16 protein-coding genes and 1 pseudogene are annotated in these 18,064 nt (G+C 69.3%); 10 read left to right on the top strand and 7 right to left on the bottom strand.

The window, feature by feature from the left end; genetic code table 11:
* The first annotated feature begins 206 nt into the window (after positions 1-206).
* Both ACT3TD_RS08940 and ACT3TD_RS08935 read left to right on the top strand, forming a co-directional pair.
* Complete coding sequence (locus ACT3TD_RS08940; protein ID WP_441579472.1) at positions 207-2,030, top strand: alkaline phosphatase D family protein; 1,824 nt, start codon at positions 207-209, stop codon at positions 2,028-2,030.
* 40 nt (positions 2,031-2,070) lie between these two features.
* Positions 2,071-2,828: pseudogene (locus ACT3TD_RS08935) on the top strand (DNA alkylation repair protein).
* A 22-nt stretch (positions 2,829-2,850) separates the two neighbouring features.
* On the opposite strand, the gene ACT3TD_RS08930 reads toward ACT3TD_RS08935, so the two are convergent.
* Entirely contained in the window at positions 2,851-4,482 is a 1,632-nt protein-coding gene (locus ACT3TD_RS08930; protein WP_444614841.1) for a PTS ascorbate transporter subunit IIC, read from the bottom strand.
* A 29-nt stretch (positions 4,483-4,511) separates the two neighbouring features.
* Positions 4,512-5,357, bottom strand: a complete 846-nt coding sequence (locus tag ACT3TD_RS08925) for a PTS sugar transporter subunit IIA (protein ID WP_301442707.1) — start codon at positions 5,355-5,357, stop codon at positions 4,512-4,514.
* Between the two features lie 179 nt (positions 5,358-5,536).
* Between ACT3TD_RS08925 and ACT3TD_RS08920 the strand changes: the two genes are divergently transcribed.
* Positions 5,537-5,692 (top strand): hypothetical protein, encoded by a 156-nt coding sequence (locus ACT3TD_RS08920; protein ID WP_301442708.1) that lies wholly within the window; start codon positions 5,537-5,539, stop codon positions 5,690-5,692.
* A 26-nt stretch (positions 5,693-5,718) separates the two neighbouring features.
* A complete protein-coding gene (locus tag ACT3TD_RS08915) occupies positions 5,719-6,582 on the top strand; it encodes a CoA transferase (RefSeq protein ID WP_301442709.1) in 864 nt (287 codons plus the stop codon).
* Between the two features lie 13 nt (positions 6,583-6,595).
* On the opposite strand, the gene ACT3TD_RS08910 is transcribed toward ACT3TD_RS08915, so the two are convergent.
* Both ACT3TD_RS08910 and ACT3TD_RS08905 read right to left on the bottom strand, forming a co-directional pair.
* Positions 6,596-7,078, bottom strand: coding sequence for a GNAT family N-acetyltransferase (locus ACT3TD_RS08910; protein ID WP_301442710.1), 483 nt, complete (start codon positions 7,076-7,078; stop codon positions 6,596-6,598).
* Positions 7,079-7,164: 86 nt separating this feature from the next.
* Complete coding sequence (locus ACT3TD_RS08905; RefSeq protein WP_301442711.1) at positions 7,165-7,452, bottom strand: hypothetical protein; 288 nt, start codon at positions 7,450-7,452, stop codon at positions 7,165-7,167.
* Between the two features lie 309 nt (positions 7,453-7,761).
* Here ACT3TD_RS08905 and ACT3TD_RS08900 point away from each other — a divergent pair, with 309 nt between their 5' ends.
* A complete protein-coding gene (locus tag ACT3TD_RS08900) occupies positions 7,762-8,559 on the top strand; it encodes a hypothetical protein (protein WP_301442712.1) in 798 nt (265 codons plus the stop codon).
* Positions 8,560-8,642: 83 nt separating this feature from the next.
* Positions 8,643-9,590 (top strand): D-isomer specific 2-hydroxyacid dehydrogenase family protein, encoded by a 948-nt coding sequence (locus tag ACT3TD_RS08895; RefSeq protein WP_301442713.1) that lies wholly within the window; start codon positions 8,643-8,645, stop codon positions 9,588-9,590.
* An 18-nt stretch (positions 9,591-9,608) separates the two neighbouring features.
* On the opposite strand, the gene ACT3TD_RS08890 is transcribed toward ACT3TD_RS08895, so the two are convergent.
* Entirely contained in the window at positions 9,609-10,217 is a 609-nt protein-coding gene (locus ACT3TD_RS08890) for a DUF1990 domain-containing protein (RefSeq protein WP_301442714.1), read from the bottom strand.
* Positions 10,218-10,344: 127 nt separating this feature from the next.
* Between ACT3TD_RS08890 and ACT3TD_RS08885 the strand changes: the two genes are divergently transcribed.
* The 4 genes from ACT3TD_RS08885 to ACT3TD_RS08870 all read left to right on the top strand — a co-directional run bounded on the left by ACT3TD_RS08885 (position 10,345) and on the right by ACT3TD_RS08870 (position 14,713).
* Positions 10,345-11,190, top strand: coding sequence for a hypothetical protein (locus tag ACT3TD_RS08885; protein WP_301442715.1), 846 nt, complete (start codon positions 10,345-10,347; stop codon positions 11,188-11,190).
* A gap of 441 nt (positions 11,191-11,631) precedes the next feature.
* Positions 11,632-13,452, top strand: a complete 1,821-nt coding sequence (locus ACT3TD_RS08880; protein ID WP_301442716.1) for a BCCT family transporter — start codon at positions 11,632-11,634, stop codon at positions 13,450-13,452.
* A gap of 107 nt (positions 13,453-13,559) precedes the next feature.
* Positions 13,560-14,414 carry a 3-hydroxybutyryl-CoA dehydrogenase gene (locus tag ACT3TD_RS08875; RefSeq protein ID WP_444614839.1) on the top strand — a complete coding sequence of 285 codons (855 nt, stop codon included), beginning with the start codon at positions 13,560-13,562 and terminating at the stop codon, positions 14,412-14,414.
* Between the two features lie 89 nt (positions 14,415-14,503).
* A complete protein-coding gene (locus ACT3TD_RS08870; RefSeq protein ID WP_301442718.1) occupies positions 14,504-14,713 on the top strand; it encodes a CsbD family protein in 210 nt (69 codons plus the stop codon).
* A 180-nt stretch (positions 14,714-14,893) separates the two neighbouring features.
* Here the strand turns inward: ACT3TD_RS08870 and ACT3TD_RS08865 are convergent, their stop codons facing one another.
* Together ACT3TD_RS08865 and ACT3TD_RS08860 are read right to left on the bottom strand one after the other, a co-directional pair.
* Entirely contained in the window at positions 14,894-16,816 is a 1,923-nt protein-coding gene (locus ACT3TD_RS08865) for an ABC transporter ATP-binding protein (protein WP_301442219.1), read from the bottom strand.
* Positions 16,817-16,833: 17 nt separating this feature from the next.
* Complete coding sequence (locus ACT3TD_RS08860) at positions 16,834-18,048, bottom strand: MalY/PatB family protein (RefSeq protein ID WP_301442220.1); 1,215 nt, start codon at positions 18,046-18,048, stop codon at positions 16,834-16,836.
* Between the last annotated feature and the right edge of the window lie 16 nt (positions 18,049-18,064).

Here is an 18,064-nt window from a genome sequence, read left to right as displayed (position 1 = left end):
ACGAATGTATCGGCCCCAGAATGATTATCCTAAAATGCGACAGTTTGCGTCCCACTGTCTGGGACGGGGCCCGTGCGTTAACCCGGGATGAACACTGCGACAACAGTCCCCGACAACCCTCTTCTCGCCCGGCGGCGACCCCCGGGGGCCGATAGCGTGATTTCCCGACGAGGCAGCCGGTGGACGGCCGCTGCCGATGCGAGAAGATGGAGAACACGACTGTGCCGACCAGGCCGCTGGGAATCAGGACGCCGGGAAACAGGACACCGCAGGACGCGACGGCACCCGGGGGTGTCACCCGCCGCCGCTTCCTCACCGGGGCGGTCGTCGCCGGTGCCGGGTTCACCGTCGCCGGCGGCGCCGGGCAGGCCTACGCGCAGGACGCCCCGGGCGGCGCGCAGGACGCTGTATCGTCCGGTGCGTCCGGCGCCTTCCTGCACTCCGTCGCCTCCGGCGACCCCTGGCCGGACAGCGTGGTGATCTGGACCCGGGTCACCCCCACGCCAGAGGCCACGCCCGGCTCGGGGGCGGGCGCGCCGACGAAGGTGCGCTGGGAGGTCGCCACCGACCCCGGATTCGGTGCATCCACCGTCGCCTCCGGCGAGCAGGTCACCGACGCCACCGTGGATCACACCGTGAAGGTCAACGTCACCGGGCTGACCCCGGCGACCGACCTGCACTACCGCTTCACCGTGCTCGACGGCCCGGCCACCGGGGCGACCTCGCGGGTGGGGCGCACCCGCACCTCACCGGCGCTGGAGGCAGAGCCGGACAACGTGCGCTTCGGGGTGTGCTCCTGCTCGAACTACGAGGCCGGCTACTTCCGTGCCTACCGGGAACTCGCCGACCGCGGGGACGTGGAGTTCATCCTGCACCTCGGCGACTACACCTACGAGTACGACTCCGGCGAGTACGGCGCGGCCTACGGAGAGATCGTGCGCACCGTGGAACCGGCGCAACGCACCCGCACCCTCACCGGCTACCGCATCCGCCAGGGCCACTACCACCGGGACCGCGACCTGGCCGACCTGCACGCCGCCAAGCCGATGATCTGCATCTGGGACGACCACGAGTTCTTCGACAACGCCTGGCGCGACGGCGCCACCGGCGACTCCGAGTACGGCGGCCCCGCGGAGTACGCCGAGGTGCGCCGCGCGGCCACCCAGGCCTACTACGAGTGGATGCCGGTGCGCGCCGGGAAGGGCTTCAACACCGGCGAGGACCGTCACCTCTACCGCCACCTGCGCTACGGCCGGCTCTTCGAGCTGATCCTGCCGGACCTGCGCACCTACCGTGACCTGCAGGGGCCGTTGAACACGGTGAACGACTCCTCGCGCACGATGATGGGCACCGACCAGTTCGGCTGGTTCGGCGACGTGCTGACCACCTCCTCGACGACGTGGCAGCTCATCGGCAACTCGGTGATGTTCGCCCCGATGACCCTGCCGAATACGCTGGACCCGCGGGTGCACGACTGGCTCGTCGACCAGGTCGGCGTGCCGCCGGACGGGGTGGCGCTCAACACCGACCAGTGGGACGGCTACATGGTCGAGCGTCAGCGCATCATTGACCTCATCGCCGAGCGACGGGCGAAGGGGTCGCAGCCGGGGCTCAACGTCGTCTTCCTCACCGGCGACATCCACTCCTCGTGGGCGGCGGACATCCCGGCGTCGGCGGCGGACTACCGGCTGCGCCGCGACATGGACGTCGTCGCCGCGGAGTTCATCGTCCCCTCCGTCACCGCGGGCAGCGCCTACGACGCCATCGTGCCGTCCCCGGTCGCCGCCCCGGCGGTGAAGGAGGCGCTGCGGGTGGGGCAGGACGCCCTGACCACGATCGACCACTGGTACAAGTACGTGGACCTGACCCGCCACGGCATGATGGTCGTCGACGTGGACTCCACCCGCACCCAGGTCGACTGGTTCCACGGCGAGGTGCTGCAGGACGACGCGCCGATGACCTACACGACCAGCTGGCAGACCAGGGTCGGTGACCCGGGGGCCAGGCCGGCGGCAGGACCGCTGCAGTGATGACGCTGCGCTCGACCGGCGGAGTCAATAGGATGGCGGCATGAGTGAGACCGACGACAGTCAGGCAGAAGCCGCCGACACCGCCGTAGCCGACGTACGCGAGGCCTTGGACGCGCTGGCGGACCCGGCTGTGCTGGTGGTCAACGAGCGTCACGGTGACGACCACGCGGTGAACCTCACCAAGCTGCGCGCGGTGGCCAAGGAGGCCGGGACCGGGCGCAAGCCGGCGGTGAAACACGAGCTGGCGCTGGCCTGTGGGAGACCGGGGACTCGGCCTGCCGTCTGGCGGCGACGCTGCTGATGCGTCCGAAGTCGCTGGACGCCGACGCCCTGGACACGATGCTGCGTCAGGCGGGCACCCCGAAGGTGCACACCTGGCTGCTGAGCTACGTGGTGAAGAAGAGCGCGCACGTCGACGAGCTGCGAGAGCGTTGGTTCGAGGAAACCGACCCGGCCACCGACCCCACCGTCGCCTCCGCCGGCTGGGCACTGACCACCGAGAAGGTGGCTGCCTGGGACCCCGTGACAGAGGAACAGGCAGAACAGGCCGGTGAAATCACCGGCCTGCTCGACCTGATCGAGTCCACGATGGCGGACAGTCCGGACACCTTGCAGTGGGCGCAGAACGAGTGCCTGGCGCAGATCGGGATCAACCACCCGGACTTCCGGGAGCGTGCCGTGGAGATCGGTGAGCGCCTCGGCGTGTTGAAGGACTACCCGACGCCGAAGAACTGCACGTCACCGTATGCGCCGGCGTGGATCGCGGAGATGGTGTCCCGCCAGGAGGCGGGGAGCTAGGCTCCCCGGAGGCTCGCGGACCCTACTCCGCCGGCGGTGCCGGCGGGGTGGGCGCGCCCTTGGGCGGGGCGATGCGGGAGTAGGCCGCGGTCGCACCGGACGCACCGGACGCACCGGCCGAGGCGTCCTGCATGGCACCGGTGGCGCCGGCACCTGCAGCGTCTCCTGCGTTCTCTGTGCCCTCTTCGGCACCCTCGCCGATCCAGGAGCCCGCGGAGCGGCCAGGGGCGGCGTCCCAGTTGCCGTCGACGAGCTTCTTCTGCACGACCAGGGCGGCGGCGAAGACCGCCACGGCCACGGCCACGATGACCACCAGGCCCCACACCCCGGCCGGGGCGTTGCCGATGAGCAGGCCGAACCAGCCGAAGTCGGCGTCGCCGAAGGTGGTGTTCTCGCCCGACATGTCGCCGAGCACGTTGATCAGGAACGCCGGCAGGATCGTGATGATCACACCGTTGACGAACGCGCCGAGCACCGCGCCGCGGCGTCCACCGGTGGCGTTGCCGTACACGCCGGCGGCACCGCCGGTGAAGAAGTGCGGCACCAGGCCGGGCAGGATCAGCGCGGCGCCGAACGCCGGGTTCAGCCACGTCGACAGGATCACCAGGGCGACCAGGCCACCGGAGAAGCTGGAGATGAAGCCGATGAGCACGGCGTTCTGCGCGTAGGGGAACACGATCGGGGCGTCGAGCGCGGGGATCGCACCCGGGACGACCTTGGCGGCGATGCCCTGGAAGGCGGGCACGAGCTCGCCGAGGATGGTGCGCACACCGAAGAGGATCACGGCCACGGCCACGCCGAACTGCAGACCCTGGGTCACCGCCTGCATCAGGTAGTTGCCCAGGTCGGTGGCCACGGAGTCCTCACCGAAGGCGGCGAAGGCCTCGTCCTGCCCGGCCCGCACCACGTAGAGGATCGCCAGGACCAGGTACATCAGCACCATCGACAGGGCGGTGGCGACCATGGAGTCGCGCAGGAACCGCAGGCCCTCGGGGACCTTCAGGTCCTCGGAGGACTTCGACGCCTTGGCGCCCTTGCCGCCGACGGCCTTGCCCACCGCACCGGCGGCGATGTAGCCGGCGGTGCCGAAGTGGCCGATGGCCACCGAGTCGTCGCCGGTGACCTTGCGGGTCCAGGGGTGCGCCAGGGCGGGGAGGGCGACCATCAGCACGCCGAGCAGCACCGCGCCCAGGCCCACGACGATCCAGTCGGCGTAGTCCGCGGTGACCAGGATGATGGTGATCATCGTGGCCATGAACAGCACGTGGTGACCGGTCAGGAAGACGTAGCGCAGCGGTGTGAAGCGCGCGAACAGCAGGCTGACCACGTAGCCGAGGATCATCAGCCAGGCGACCTGGGAGCCGAACTCCTCCTGGGCGATGCCGGCGATGGCCTCGTTGGTGGGCACCACACCGTGCATGCCGGTGGCGCCCTCGATCATCACGCCGAGCGGGTCGAGCGAGGCGGTGACCAGCGTGGCGCCGGCACCGATGAGCAGGAAGCCGAGGATCGCCTTGATCGCGCCGCCGGCGACCTGCCCGGCGCTGCGGCGCATGGCGATCAGGCCGATGGCGGTGAAGATACCGATGAGGAACGCCGGGACGGCGAGGATCTCGTTGACGATGAACGTTGGAATGGCGAGCAACCAGTCCATGGGGGATTCTCCTTTTGAGGGGGCCGTTCTTACAGGGCGTAGAGCGCGCGGAGCGCGGAGTCGATCTCGCGGGGGCTGGTGAAGTTCTCCACGACCCAGACCGGGATCCCGGGGTCGCCTAGGGTCTTGGCGATCTCACCGGAGGTGAGGATCAGGTCGGCGTCCTTCGCCTTGCCCTTCGCCGAGATGGTGTCGGTGGCCTCCACGGAGACGAGCGCGTCCCAGCCCCAGCGCTTGAGGACGTCCTCGGTGGTGTTCTTCAGAAACAGGCTGGTGCCCAGCCCGTTGCCGCACACGGTGAGGATGTGGTTGCGCGAGTTCCCGCCGGGGTAGCGCTCCCCGTCGGGGATCGAGTAGGACGCCCCGGCGGCGCTGGCGGTGCTGGCAGCGGCAGTGCTGTCGGTGCCGGCGTCCGACGCGGGCGCGTCGCGTCCGTCGAGGATGGCGAGGATCTCCTCGGGGGTCTGCGCGGCGTCCAGCTTCGCGCGGGTGGACTTGCGTCCGACGACCTTGGCCAGCTGCGCCATGGCGCTGGTGTGGGTGGTGGCGTCGGTGGCGGCCAGGGCGACGACGAGGGTGACCGGGTCGTTCTTCTCGTGGCCGAACTCCACGGGCTCGGCCAGGCGCACCCAGCTCATCGCGGTCTCGTGCACGGCCTCGCTGGGGCGGGCGTGGGCGAAGGCGAAGCCGGGGGCGACGACGATGTAGGGGCCGTTGTCGATCACCGAGTCGATCATCGCGGTCGTGTAGGCGGCGTCGGTCGCGCCGGTGTCTTCCAGGAGTTCCCCGGAGTGCGCGACGGCTGTCTTCCAGTCGGCGGCAGTCACATCCAGGTCGATCCTGCTTTGTGACAGGAGGGAGGTGAGGGTGCTCATGAGACTCATCCTATCCCTGCTCTTAGTAGGTAACGAAACTAGGTAATGGGGGCTTCGGCGGTCTCGCGGGGCCCGGATGTTCGAACGCAGGGGCGTACTGGCTGCTGTGCAACCGGCGTGATTCGCGCACCCTGAAGAGGTGGCTGCAGACGAACCAGGACTACCGGGTCAACTGGCAGATGCTGGCCGACGACGAGCGGGCCGTCTTCGCTCGTCCGGAGGAGCTGCCGGTGCTCCCGCTGCGGCACTGGAAGTCCGTGTGGCTGGTCATCCTCGCCGGTTTCGTGGTGGCGATGGTCGGCGCCATGTTTCTTCCCGAACCCACCACCGCCTGAGGCCGACCCCACGTAGCATCACCGCCATGGATGACAGTAGCGATGAACTGCTTGCCGGGGTCAGGGTCGTCTCGATGGCGGTGAACCTGCCCGGCCCGGTCGCCGCGCACCGGCTGCGCGGCCTGGGTGCTTCGGTGACGAAGGTCGAGCCGCCGTCCGGCGACCCGCTGTCGCTCGTCGCCCCGGAGTACTATGCGCACCTCGCCGCAGGCCAGGACGTGGTGGCCCTGGACCTGAAGTCCACCGCCGGCTCCGAGCGGTTGCACACCCTTCTTCAGGACGCTGACCTGCTGGTCACCTCGCACCGGCCGCGGGCGCTGGCCGCGTTGGGGCTGGACTGGGAGGACCTGCACGCCCGACATCCCCACCTGAGCCAGGTGGCGATCACCGGCAGTCCCGGGGAGGCGGCGGACACCCCGGGGCATGACCTGACCTACCAGGCTGCGGCGGGCACGATCGCCCGGCATGACGGTGTCCCGGTGATGCCGACGCTGCCGGCCGCGGATCTGGGAGGCGCCGAACGGGCGGTCGCCGACGGCATCGCCGCGGTACTCCGGGCGCAACGCACCGGGCAGGGGCACCACGTCGAGGTCGCGCTGTCCGGGGTCGTCGACGACTTCGCCGCGTCCACACGGTGCGGGCTCTCCGGGCCGGGGACGATCCTGGGCGGCGGCTACCCGCTCTACGGGATCTACCCGGCCAGCGACGGTTTCGTGGCGGTGGCGGCGATCGAACCGCACTTCGCCGCGGCACTGGCAGCACTGATGGGGGAGGAGTCTGCGTTCGAGGTGACCGCGGAGGATCTCCGGGAGTTCTTCGCCGCCGGCACCCTGGAGCACTGGAGTCGGTGGGCCCGTGAACACGACCTGCCGGTGGCGCCGCTGCGCTGAGACGGGGGGCCGCTCAGCGCAGCGGGAGGCGGAAGGCGGCGCGCGGTGCGACGTCCAGCCCGGCGTCCTGCTCTGCGGCACGTACGGCATGCAGGTCGGGGCGTAGATCGGGACGCAGGTCGCTGGCGTCGAGCGGGAGGAATCCGAGACTGCGGTAGAGCGGGCCGTTCCAGGGCACGTCGACGAAACTGGTCAGGCACACCCCGGGGAACCCGCGGGCGCGGGCATGCTCCACCGCCAGTGCAATGAGCCGGGTGCCGAGGCGTCGGCCCCGGCACGACGGATCCACCGAGACCTGCTCGATCAGGAGGTCGCCGTCGGCCAGCCCCACCCACAACCAGGCGACGAGGTGTGTGAAACCGTCCCCGGCACCGTCGACGACGAGGACGTGGTGGGCGTCCACCGCGGCGGTGAGCTCCGCGACGCCCGGAGGGTCGTCGTCAGCGACCACGTCGAGCCCGACGGTGCGGAAGGGTTCCCCGGCACGTCGTTCCAACGCACGTACGGCGGCGACGTCCCGCCTGCCCGCCAGTCGTGCGGGGGCCGGGACGTCACCGCCGGTGAAGGAGCAGTCGCAGACGCCTATGAGACGGGGGAGGACTGGGCGCCCGGGGCGTAGGGCTCGGTGTCGCCGACGGTCTCCGGCTCGCCGTCGGTGCCGTAGACCGTCGCGCCCTCGGAGGGCTCCTCGCTGGAGGAGGCGGAGGAACTCGACGGAACGCCGGCGCCCTCGTAGCCGCTGTCCGGGGTGACCTCGGTCGAGGGGGCGGTTCGTTCGCTGTCGTTCTCGCTCGGCGGCTGGCAGGCGGTCGCCCCCAGCGCCAGAACGGCGGCAGCGAGCAGGGCGGTGGTCCGGCGGGTGCGGGTCATCTCATCTCTCCTGAGTGAGTCAGCGGTGGATCAGCGGGAGGTAGTCACGTCCTCCCGTGGGGTACTCGTCCATGAGCATAGTTGGTCGGACCTGCGCATCGGTACACGGGCAACCCCGCAGGTGCGTCCGGAACGCGGGACCGGCCCTTTTCCCGTGCCCCACCCCGCACGCACCGGGGGCGGCCCTGAGGCCGACCGGTGCGGTGTTCGGTGCCCGTGTCCGCGCCTCGGCGCGGTACCCTGTGAGCCTGGACCGGGCCGGTGGCAATGACCGTGCCCATGAGGATCCCACGAGGAAAGGACACGGCCATGAGTTCGGACGGTCGCTCGAACGGTCGATGGGGTACGCCGGATGACGGCGAGTGGCAGGGGGACGAGACCCCGACCACGGCCTGGGACCCCGCGGGCCGGCCCCGGCAGGACGGAAACGGGCAGGACGTTCCCGCGGACGAGAACCCGACGACGGTGTGGAACGGCGGCGCCGGTGCGCAACCGCCCCAGTCGCCCCAGTCACCCCAGCCTCCGCAGTACCAGTACGGCAACGAGGACGAGACGCAGGTCATCCGGCCCGGTCAGCCCGCCGACCAGTACGGGCAGCCGCAGTACGGTCAGCCCCAGTACGACCAGCAGCAGTACTACGGTGACCCCTACGCTCAGCAGCAGTACGACCAGCAGCCCTACGACCAGCAGCAGTACGGTGAGCCGCAGTTCGGGGCGGGGCAGCCCGACGACAACGGCGGCGGGAAGAAGCGTGGCGGCAAGCTCGCCGTCATCGTGCTCGTCGTCGCCGCACTGGTCGCGATCGTGCTGGCGTTGGTGACGTTCGTCTTCAACCGCAGCGGGGACGGGGCGACCGCCCCGACGACCACCACGCAGCAGACACCGGAGGAGACCCAGGGCAACGAGGACAACCAGGACAACGACGGTGGCGAACCGTCGTCACCGGGGCTCCAGCTGCCCAGCGACATCGAACTTCCCAGCGACATCGAGATCCCCACGGACCTCGAGGACCTGCCCAGCAATCTGCCGGACCTGCCGAGCCTGGACCCGGACGTCATGGACCAGCTCAACGACACCCTGGACCAGTTCCGTGACCAGCTGCCCTGACCAGCGGGCCTGACCAGCGGGCCTGACCGGGCCCACCCCCGTGCCCGGGCACGGCACCGGGGGTGGCAGGTATGAATTGTTGCATGAGCCGACAAGCATCACCCCTGAACATCTTCACCTCCACGTTCCCCCTGCCGCAGACCCGCGCGGCACTGGAGGACGCTGGCGCGGTGATGGTCGACGACCTCGCCGAGGCCGACGCCTTCATCTGCCACGGTGTGGCCCCCGCGGACTTCCCCACGCTGCCCGACCGGGTGAAGTGGGTGCAGCTGTGCCAGGCCGGTATCGAGGGCTTCTTCAAGCAGGACGTCATCGACGCCGGCGCGCAGGGCGACCGCCGCTGGACGAACGCGTCCGGGGTGTACGGACGCCAGGTCGCCGAGAGCGCGATGGCGCTGCTCCTGTCGGTCACCCACATGCACAAGAGGATCGCCCGGGCGGCCAGCTGGTCGGTGTGGCGTGAGGTCGACGACAACACCCGGTGGCTGCACGGCACCACCGTGGCGGTCGTCGGCGCCGGCGGCATCGGCCGGCACCTCATCGAGATGCTCGCCCCCTTCGGGGCGTCGGTCATCGCGGTCAACCGCACCGGGAACCCGGTGGACGGGGCGGAGCGCACGCTGCCGATCGAGCAGGTGTCGGACGCCGTGGCGGCCGCCGACCACACCGTCGTCGCCGTCCCGCTGACGGACGCCACCCGCGGCCTGTTCGACGCCGACCTGTTCGCGTCCTTCCGTCCCGGGGCGACCGTGGTCAACGTCGCACGGGGGCCGGTCGTGGTCACCGACGACCTCGTCGCTGCCCTGGAGTCCGGGCAGCTCGGCGGCGCGGGACTCGACGTCACCGACCCCGAGCCGCTGCCGGACGGGCACCCGCTGTGGGAGATGGACAACGTGACGATCACGACGCACTCGGCGAACACCCGCGCCTCGATGGACGCCCAGCTCGCCGGGCCCACCGTCGACAACTACCGCGCCTTCCTCTCCGGGGAGCGCATGCCCACCGAGATTGACCCGTCGAAGGGCTACTAAAGGGCTACTGACCGGAGGCTAGGGTCGCTGCGCGGCGATCCCGCGCACGTAGGCGTTCGCCATCCGGGCCTGGACGCGGCGACCCACCGGGCCACCCAACCTGGTCAGCAGGGTGCCGGGCCGGGAGAACGCGCTGACGGTGGCGGTGACCGTGCCGTCGGAGTGCAGGGTCACGGTGAAGGCCTCCTCGCCGCACTCCACGTGACCCGGCAGGGTGCCGTAGACAAGGGAGTCCGGCCCGGCGGTGAGGACCAGGCACGGCGAGTCCAGCGGGGTGAGCAGGCCGCGGCCCGGGGTCACCGTCACGACGTCGCCGACCGCCATCGGCGCGGTGTCGTCCAGCGGTGTTCCGGCGCGGTGCAGCGGTGCGCCGGCCAGCCGGTGCGCCCGCCCTCCCAGCAGGTTGTCGAGCGCGCGGGCGTGGTCGTCCTTGCCGTGCCCGATGACCCGGCTGGTGCTCAGGCAGTGGAACCCCTGGTGCTCCAGGCGGTCGGCTACCCCGGAGTGGCCGTCGAGGTCGTGCACCGAGGCGGACAGTCCGCGGAACTCGCCGGGGTAGGTGAGGTCGCGTTCCGACAGTGCGCGGTCGGGCGGTCGGGGTGGGGAGGACGGGAGGCGCAGTCGCATTCCCCCGAGGCTACCGACACGGCATGCTCCCGTGCCCCGGTAGTTTCTCGGTGGAGAGCATTTTTCGGCGACACCGGCTACAATGCCCCACGTACATCCTCCCTGCCACAGCGAAGGAAGATCGAGCATGCCCGTAACAACCGAGTCAGCCGGGAACTCCGGAACCCGTTCGAGCCGTGCCCTGAGCCGCATCCCGAAACTCTTCTCGGGGCGCAAGGCAGGACGCGTCCTGTCCGCCGGGGCGATGGCGGTCGCGCTGGTGACCGGCGGGACCACCGTCGTGGCGCCGGCGGTGGCGGGCGCGCAGACCTCGACCCACGCCGGCGCCGGCATCGTGCTCACCTTGGGCGACGGCTCCGAGGCGCTGTGCACCCTGAACTCCGTCGTCGAGAAGGACGGCACGTTCTACGGTGTGACCGCCGGGCACTGCCTCAGCGAGGCGGAGATCGGCTCGCCGGTGGTGAAGGTCTCCACCGACTCCGGGCAGCTGCTCGCCGACGCCGAGGACATCGCCGCCGGCGGTGTGGAGCTCGGCGGCGAGGCCAACCCCTTCGACCCCTACGCCGGACTCGACGACGTGGGCTGGTTCCGTCTCGACGAGTCGGTCACCCCGAATGACGGGGAGGTCTCCAGTACCGCGCACACGGGCATCCCGGTGCTCGACGACGCGCTGCGTGGCCACAGCCAGCCCCTCGGCGACCCGGTCCCGGTGACCCAGAACCTCGTCGGCTCCATCGTCTGCAAGGACGGCACGATGTCCGGGCGCACCTGCGGGCCGGTCCTGGCGGTGAACACCGACTCCCAGGAGATCACCGCCCTGATCCCGGCGATCAGCGGTGACTCCGGAAGCCCGCTGCACGTCGCCGGTGCCGACGGCAAGCGCCACATCGTCGGTGCCCTGTCCAACGGCACCCCGGTGCTGTTCAACACCTTCGACGGGACCCGTGAGCACCTCCCGGCCGTCGGGGCGTGACCTTTTCGTTGCCGTTCTCCCGAATTTTCCGGAGTCACCTCTGAAGGACGCTCCAGTGGGCTGTCAGGAAACTCCAAGACTGCGATCGTAGTGTCGGAGACATCGCCACCACAGATGGCGAGGTGATATCCAGAATTGCCGTCGCGAAAGGACTCCGTATTCGGTAGCTGAGCATTCTCCTCTTGAAACGTCAGCAGATGACCCCCGGTTCGTCAGGAGCCGGGGGTCATCTGTGTCTGCGTACGCACGGCCGGGTTTTGGCCCCCTATGTACACTCGGATGCCACGTTGTCCACACGACCTCAACCATCCGGGAACAACGGTGCCCTGATCGGCCGGTGTCCCCGGAGGAACCGGAATTGATGTGACTTCCCCGACCGACAGTTCAGCGACCGACAGCTCACCTGCCAGTCAGTCGACACGCGGCGCGTCAGGGGAGGGGGTGGACGAAAGCAGCGGAGCCAGGCGCGGTCCGGACCCGCTGATCCTCTGGGTCTCGGCCGGGTTCATCGTGGTGTTCGTCGCGGTGTGCGTGATCTTCGGCGACAGTGCCCGCGACAACTTCGCGGTGGTCTCCGAGTGGCTGATGACGAACCTCAACTGGCTCTACATCGGCGGGGTGACCATCGCCCTGCTCTTCCTCATCGCCGTGGCGTTCAGCCACTTCGGACGCATGCGCCTGGGCCCCGACGGGCAGAAACCGGAGTACTCGCTGAAGAGCTGGTTCGCCATGCTCTTCGCCGGCGGTCTCGGCAGCGTCCTGATGTTCTGGGGTGTGGCCGAACCGATCAACCACGCGGTGAACGTGCCCATGCAGGACGCCGAACCGATGTCCCACGAGGCCGTGAACGAGGCCATGGGCTTCACGATGTACCACTTCGGCATCCACATGTGGGTGATCTTCGCCCTGCCGGGACTGGCCTTGGGCTACTTCATCTACAAGCGGAACCTCCCGCCGCGGGTGTCCTCGGTGTTCGCGCCGATCCTCGGCGGGGCGATCTACTCCTGGCCGGGCAAGCTCATCGACGCGCTGGCCATCATCGGCACCGTCTTCGGCATCGCCGTGTCCCTGGGCCTGGGCACGTTGCAGATCGAGTCCGGCCTGGGCACCGTGTTCGGGATCGAGGGTTCCACCCTGCTGCTGGTGGGCATCATCGTGGTCATCGTCGGCGCCGCCTGCTGGTCGGTGGCCGCGGGCCTGGACAAGGGCATCAAGAACCTGTCGAACATCAACATCGTGATGGCGGTGGTGCTGCTCGTCTTCGTGCTCGTCGCCGGGCCCACGTTGCTGTTGCTGCGCGGCACCATGGACACCGCCTCGCTCTACGCCGAGTGGCTGCCGAGACTGATGTTCTGGTCGGACGCCGACCAGATCACCCGTGAGGGCTGGCAGGGCACCTGGACGGTCTTCTACTGGGCGTGGACGATCTGCTGGTCGCCGTTCATCGGCATGTTCGTCGCCCGGATCTCCAAGGGCAGGACGGTCCGGGAGTTCGTCGGCGGCGTACTGGTGCTGCCCGCCCTGTTCATCCTGATCTGGTTCGCCGTGTTCGGCTACGCCGGCCTGAACGCCGAGCGCACGAACCCGGGGAGCCTGTCGGGGCCGGTCGTCGAGGACGGCGACGCGGCGTCCTCCCTGTTCATCCTGCTGGAGACCATGCCGTGGAGCACCCTGGTCAGCGGTTTCGCACTGGTGGTCGTGGCGATCTTCTTCGTCACCTCCATCGACTCCTCGGCGTTGGTGACCGACATGTTCGCCGTGGGGGAGGAGAACGTGACACCGACCTACCAGCGGGTGCTGTGGGCGGTGTCGATCGGTGCGGTGGCCGCGGCGATCCTGGTCATGTCGCCGGACGCCGGGATCGAGGCCTTGCAGGAGGTGTCGATCATCATCGGGCTGCCGTTCTTCCTGATGTTCTTCGTGATGATGTACTCACTGCTCAAGGGAATGAACAACGACTTCCACGCCCGGCCGGAGCCGGTGACCCGCCAGTGGGACAAGACCGACTCGCCGGAGGCGTTGGAGGAGAACGAGAGCAAGCCGGCACCCGGCTACGACGACGACGGTGAGGAGCTGCCCCGGGCGTCCTACGACGCCGACGGCAACCTCATCGTCCCCGGCAGCGTGATCATCGCCGGTGACGTCGGGGTCGTCGGCGGCATCGGCGACGCCGATCCCGAGGACTACGACGCGCTGGGGGAGACTCAGGACGCGCAGGACGGTCCGGAGGGTCCGGACGGTTCGGGCGGGCGACCGGGGTGACGCCGGTCGCGGTTCGCCGCCGACCGTGAGCCGGGTTACACTATGTAGACATAACCATATACGCAAGTGCAGGAACGACAGCTCTCACGAGCATGAAGGAGAACACCATGGTTCAGCGTGTAGGCGTCATCGGGGCAGGTCAGATGGGCGGCGGAATCGCCGAGGTCGCGGCCAAGGCCGGCAGCGACGTCCTGGTCTGGGAGGGCAAGCAGGAGGCCCTCGACTTCGGCAAGTCCAAGATCGAGAAGTCGCTGGCCAAGGCCGTCGACCGCGGCAAGCTCAGCGAGCAGGACCGCGACGCCGCGCTGGCACGCCTGACCTTCACCACCGCCCTGGAGGACTTCGCCGACCGTGAACTGGTCATGGAGGCGATCATCGAGAACGAGGCGATCAAGAAGGACGTCTTCGCCAAGCTCGACGCCATCGTCGAGGACAAGAGCGCCCCGCTGTGCTCCAACACCTCCTCGCTGCCGGTCCAGGCCATCGCCTCGGCCACCGAGAACCCCGGCCGTGTCATCGGCCTGCACTTCTTCAACCCGGTCCCGGTGCTCCCGCTCGTCGAGGTCATCCCGGCCCTGACGACCGACGAGTCCACCGTGGAGACCGCACGCACCTACGCCACCGAGGTGCTGGGCAAGTCCGCGATCCAGGCGCAGGACCGCTCCGGGTTCATCGTGAACTTCCTCCTGGTGCCCTACCTGCTCTCGGCGGTGCGCATGGTGGAGCAGGGCGTGGCAACCAAGGAGGACATCGACACCGGCATGAAGCTCGGTGCGAACCACCCGATGGGCCCGCTGACCCTGGCGGACATGGTCGGCCTCGACACCTGCGCGTTCATCGCCGACGTGATGCTCGAGGAGTTCGGCGACCCGTCCTACGCCTGCCCGCCGCTGCTGCGCCGCATGGTGCAGGCCGGACACGTCGGACGCAAGTCCGGCAAGGGTTTCTACGACTACGCATAGATACCCCCGGGGGTCCCTGCACGGCGCGACGGATTTCACTATGCTCGTGCCCGCAAGCCTTTTTACGTCAACAGCGAAGGAGAGCTTTAATGTCAGGGATCGACGACATCAAGAACAAGGCCGAGGACGCAGCAGGCCAGGCCAAGGAAGCTGCCGGCGGCGCCGCCGGTAACGACGACCTCAAGAACGAGGGCAAGGCCGACCAGGTCAAGTCCGATGCGAAGCAGAAGTTCGAGGACGTCAAGGAGAAGGCGACCGACAAGGCCAACGAGGTCATCGGGAAGTTCAAGGACAACTAGTCCTTGACCCTCCCCGGCGTCACGCTGTAGACGCGGACCCCTCCACCTCCCGCACGGGAACGGTGGAGGGGTTCGCTCATGTGCACCGCCGGAACAGGGGCGAAGATCGAGCGTGGGATGGTGAACCCGGTGATTCAGCCATCCCACGCTCGATCTTCGCCCCTCGGTGCGTGAGGAGGGTCAGGAGTCTGCCGACTCCTCCGGGTGGGCCCCGCTCTCCCCGCTCTCCTCCGAGTCGACCTCCGGCCCACCGTCGCCGTGGAAGCCGAAGCGGCGCAGCCGGGCGCGGTCGGCGTCCGAGGAACTGGCGGTGAGGCGCAGCAGCTCGGCGTAGATGCCGCCACTGGTCGCCAGCTCGGCGGGCGAACCGGTCTCGTCGACCCGTCCTGCGTCGAGGGTGACGATGGTGTCCACCGTCGCGATCGTGGACAGCCGGTGGGCGATGACCAGGGTGGTGCGTCCGACCATCAGCTCCTCCAGACCGGCCTGCACCGCGCGCTCGGCGCGGGTGTCCAGGGCGGAGGTGGCCTCGTCGAGGATGAGGATCGGGGCGTCCTTCAGCATGGCGCGTGCCACGGCGATGCGCTGCTTCTGCCCGCCGGACAGCCGCAGGCCGCGCTCACCGATGAGGGTGTCGTAGCCGGCGGGGAAGTTGCGGATGAAGGCGTCGGCGTTGGCACGCTCGGCGACCTCGCGGATCTCCTCGTCGGTGGCGTGGGGACGCCCGTAGGCGATGTTCTCCCGGATGGTGCCGGAGAACAGTGCGGCGTCCTGGAAGACCACGCCGACCATGCCACGCAGCTGGGCGGCGGAGAGCTCGCGGATGTCGTGGCCACAGACCCGCAGCGTGCCGTCGGTCGGACGGTACAGCCCCAGCAGCAGGTTGACCAGGGTGGACTTGCCGCCGCCGGACTCGCCGACCAGGGCGACCTTCTCGTTGTGCCCGGCGGCGAAGCTGACCTGGTGGATGACCTGCTCGTCGGCGTCGTAGCCGAAGCTCACGTCGTCGAACTCGAACACGGGGGTGCCGCCGGGACGGTCGCAGCCGGGGACGGGCTCCGGCGGGGAGGGCACGGCGTCCTCCACGGCCTGTGCGTCGACCACCGAGGGGCCGTACTCGCGGGAGGCGGCGAGCAGCACCGGCGAGGTGGTCGGCTCCTCGAGCTCGTCCATGGCCTCGAAGTACTCCCTCGAGCCGGCGGCGGCGCGCTGGGCGGAGTCGACCATCCAGCTCATCATCGTGGCCGGCTGCTTCGCCATCGCCACCAGCTGCACCAGCAGCACCAGTTCGCCGATGGTGAAGGAGCCGTTGAGGGTGCGCAGGAACAGCACGAGGTAGATGGCGAAGAACACCAGGTTCATGCCGGCCATGCGGAAGATGTCCATCATGTGCCACCAGCGCGACTGGCGTTTGGTGACGTCCACGGTCTCGGCGAAGTGGGTCTGGAACAGGCGCAGCTCGCGCAGCTCGGAGACGAAGGACTTCACCACCTTCACCTGGCCGACGACCTCGGCGAAGCGGCCCTGGGCGGTGTCGATGTGCTCGTTCTTGGTCTTCTCCCACCGCATCCAGCGTTTGCTGGTCAGCGCGGTGAGCCACAGGTACATCGGGAAGATGATGATCAGCAGCAGGGCCAGCGGCCAGTAGTACCAGGCGGAGATCGCCAGCACCACGATCACGGTGAGCACCATGGAGAAGAAGTTGTTGGCGAAGGACTGCAGGAACTGGGTCAGCCCCATGATCGAACGGTCCAGCCGGGAGATGATGGTGCCGGTGATCTGCCGGTCGAAGTAGCTCTGCGGCAGGGCCAGCAGCTTGGCGAAGTAGCGGTTCGACAGGATCTGGCGCATGCGCATGGCCATGACGTCGCCGAACCAGCCGCCCACGTTGTGGATCACGGTGTGGGCGAGTTCGGCGGCGAGCAGGCCCAGGGCCACGCCGATGACGGTGCGGGTGGCTGCCTCGGTCGAGATCGACCCGCCGACCGAGCCCACGATCGTGTCGGTGGCGTGGCTGATCAGGAACGGCGAGGCCAGGGAGAGCAGCACGGTGGCCGTCGCGGCGATGATGACCATCGTGTAGTACGGCCACAGCTCCTTCATGGAGCTGACGATTCGGGTCAGGCTTCGCACGGGGCTCCGCTCCGCAGGTCGGCGGCGGCGATACGGTCCAGGGCCTCGTCGAGGATCTCGCGGGAGGTGCCGAAGTTCAGCCGGACGTGGCCGGCACCGGTCGGTCCGAAGTCGGTGCCTTCGTTGAGTCCCACGCGTGCCAGGGTGCGCAGCCGGGCGGCGGGTGCGGTGACGGTGCCGTCGGCGCCGCGCAGCCGGTCGACGTCCGAGACGTCCAGCCACGCCAGGAAGGTTGCCTCCTCCTGCGGCAGGCGCACGCCGGGCAGCACCTCGGGCAGGCGCTCGGCGAGGTGACGCCAGTTCGCCGCGAGGTAGTCGACCTCCTCGGTGAGCCAGTCCAGGCCCCCGGTGTAGGCGGCGGTGGCGGCGGCCAGACCGATGGTGGAGGCCTCGCCGGTGACGAGGTTGGAGAGCCGGGCGATGTCGCGGGTGTCGTCGTTGTTGGTGGTGATCAGCTGGGCGCACTTGAGCCCGGCGGTGTTCCAGCCCTTGGAGGTGGCGGTCACGGTGACGGTGACCTGCGCGGCGGTGTCGGACACGGTGGCGGTGGGCACGTGGTTGCCGGAGTAGACCAGCGGGGCGTGGATCTCGTCGGAGATCACGCGCACGTGGTGCTTGGCGGCCAGGTCGGTGACCGCGCGCAGTTCCCCGGCGGTGAAGGCGCGCCCCAGCGGGTTGAAGGGGTTGCACAGGATCATGCTGCCCACCCCGTGGGGGTTGTCGGTGGAGGTGAAGGCGCGCTCGAGGGCCTCGAGGTCGAACACGGCCTCACCGTCGTCGCCGGTGCCCATGGGCACGTAGGTGGCGGGGCGGCGGGTGGCGGCCGGCACCTTCTGGAACGGCGGGTAGGCCGGTAGCGGGACCACGATCGACGAGCCGGGTGCGGTGAGGTTGTCGACGGCCACGACGATGCCCTTGACCACGTCGGGGACCACGGTGACGTTGCCCGGGTCGATCGTCCAGCCGTGGCGGGCCTGGGAGAACGACGCCAGCGCCTCGGCGAGCAGCTGTGAGCCGGCACCGAGTTCGGGGTAGCCGAAGTACTCGCGGTCCACGGCGTCGCGCACGGCGGTGGCGACGGCGGGGCAGGTGTCGAAGTCGGTCTCGGCGACCCACAGGGGCAGGACGTCGGGCTCGTAGGCCGTCCACTTCATGGTGCGGCGGTTGCGGAGGGTGTCGAGGGTGGGGAAGGTGAGAGCCATGCCGACAACTCTAACC

This window comes from Corynebacterium sp. AOP36-E1-14, assembly GCF_052377495.1.
Taxonomy (GTDB): domain Bacteria; phylum Actinomycetota; class Actinomycetes; order Mycobacteriales; family Mycobacteriaceae; genus Corynebacterium.
The sequence above is the reverse complement of the archived record's forward strand: the minus strand, read 5'-3'. Positions and strand labels throughout refer to the sequence as shown.

Coding starts and splice junctions, on each gene's coding strand:
- ACT3TD_RS08940 (WP_441579472.1), top strand. CDS start 207: ATGGAGAACACGACTGTGCCGACCAGGCCGCTGGGAATCAGGACGCCG.
- ACT3TD_RS08930 (WP_444614841.1), bottom strand. CDS start 4,482: ATGGACTGGTTGCTCGCCATTCCAACGTTCATCGTCAACGAGATCCTC.
- ACT3TD_RS08925 (WP_301442707.1), bottom strand. CDS start 5,357: ATGAGCACCCTCACCTCCCTCCTGTCACAAAGCAGGATCGACCTGGAT.
- ACT3TD_RS08920 (WP_301442708.1), top strand. CDS start 5,537: ATGCTGGCCGACGACGAGCGGGCCGTCTTCGCTCGTCCGGAGGAGCTG.
- ACT3TD_RS08915 (WP_301442709.1), top strand. CDS start 5,719: ATGGATGACAGTAGCGATGAACTGCTTGCCGGGGTCAGGGTCGTCTCG.
- ACT3TD_RS08905 (WP_301442711.1), bottom strand. CDS start 7,452: ATGACCCGCACCCGCCGGACCACCGCCCTGCTCGCTGCCGCCGTTCTG.
- ACT3TD_RS08900 (WP_301442712.1), top strand. CDS start 7,762: ATGAGTTCGGACGGTCGCTCGAACGGTCGATGGGGTACGCCGGATGAC.
- ACT3TD_RS08895 (WP_301442713.1), top strand. CDS start 8,643: ATGAGCCGACAAGCATCACCCCTGAACATCTTCACCTCCACGTTCCCC.
- ACT3TD_RS08890 (WP_301442714.1), bottom strand. CDS start 10,217: ATGCGACTGCGCCTCCCGTCCTCCCCACCCCGACCGCCCGACCGCGCA.
- ACT3TD_RS08885 (WP_301442715.1), top strand. CDS start 10,345: ATGCCCGTAACAACCGAGTCAGCCGGGAACTCCGGAACCCGTTCGAGC.
- ACT3TD_RS08875 (WP_444614839.1), top strand. CDS start 13,560: ATGGTTCAGCGTGTAGGCGTCATCGGGGCAGGTCAGATGGGCGGCGGA.
- ACT3TD_RS08870 (WP_301442718.1), top strand. CDS start 14,504: ATGTCAGGGATCGACGACATCAAGAACAAGGCCGAGGACGCAGCAGGC.
- ACT3TD_RS08865 (WP_301442219.1), bottom strand. CDS start 16,816: ATGAAGGAGCTGTGGCCGTACTACACGATGGTCATCATCGCCGCGACG.
- ACT3TD_RS08860 (WP_301442220.1), bottom strand. CDS start 18,048: ATGGCTCTCACCTTCCCCACCCTCGACACCCTCCGCAACCGCCGCACC.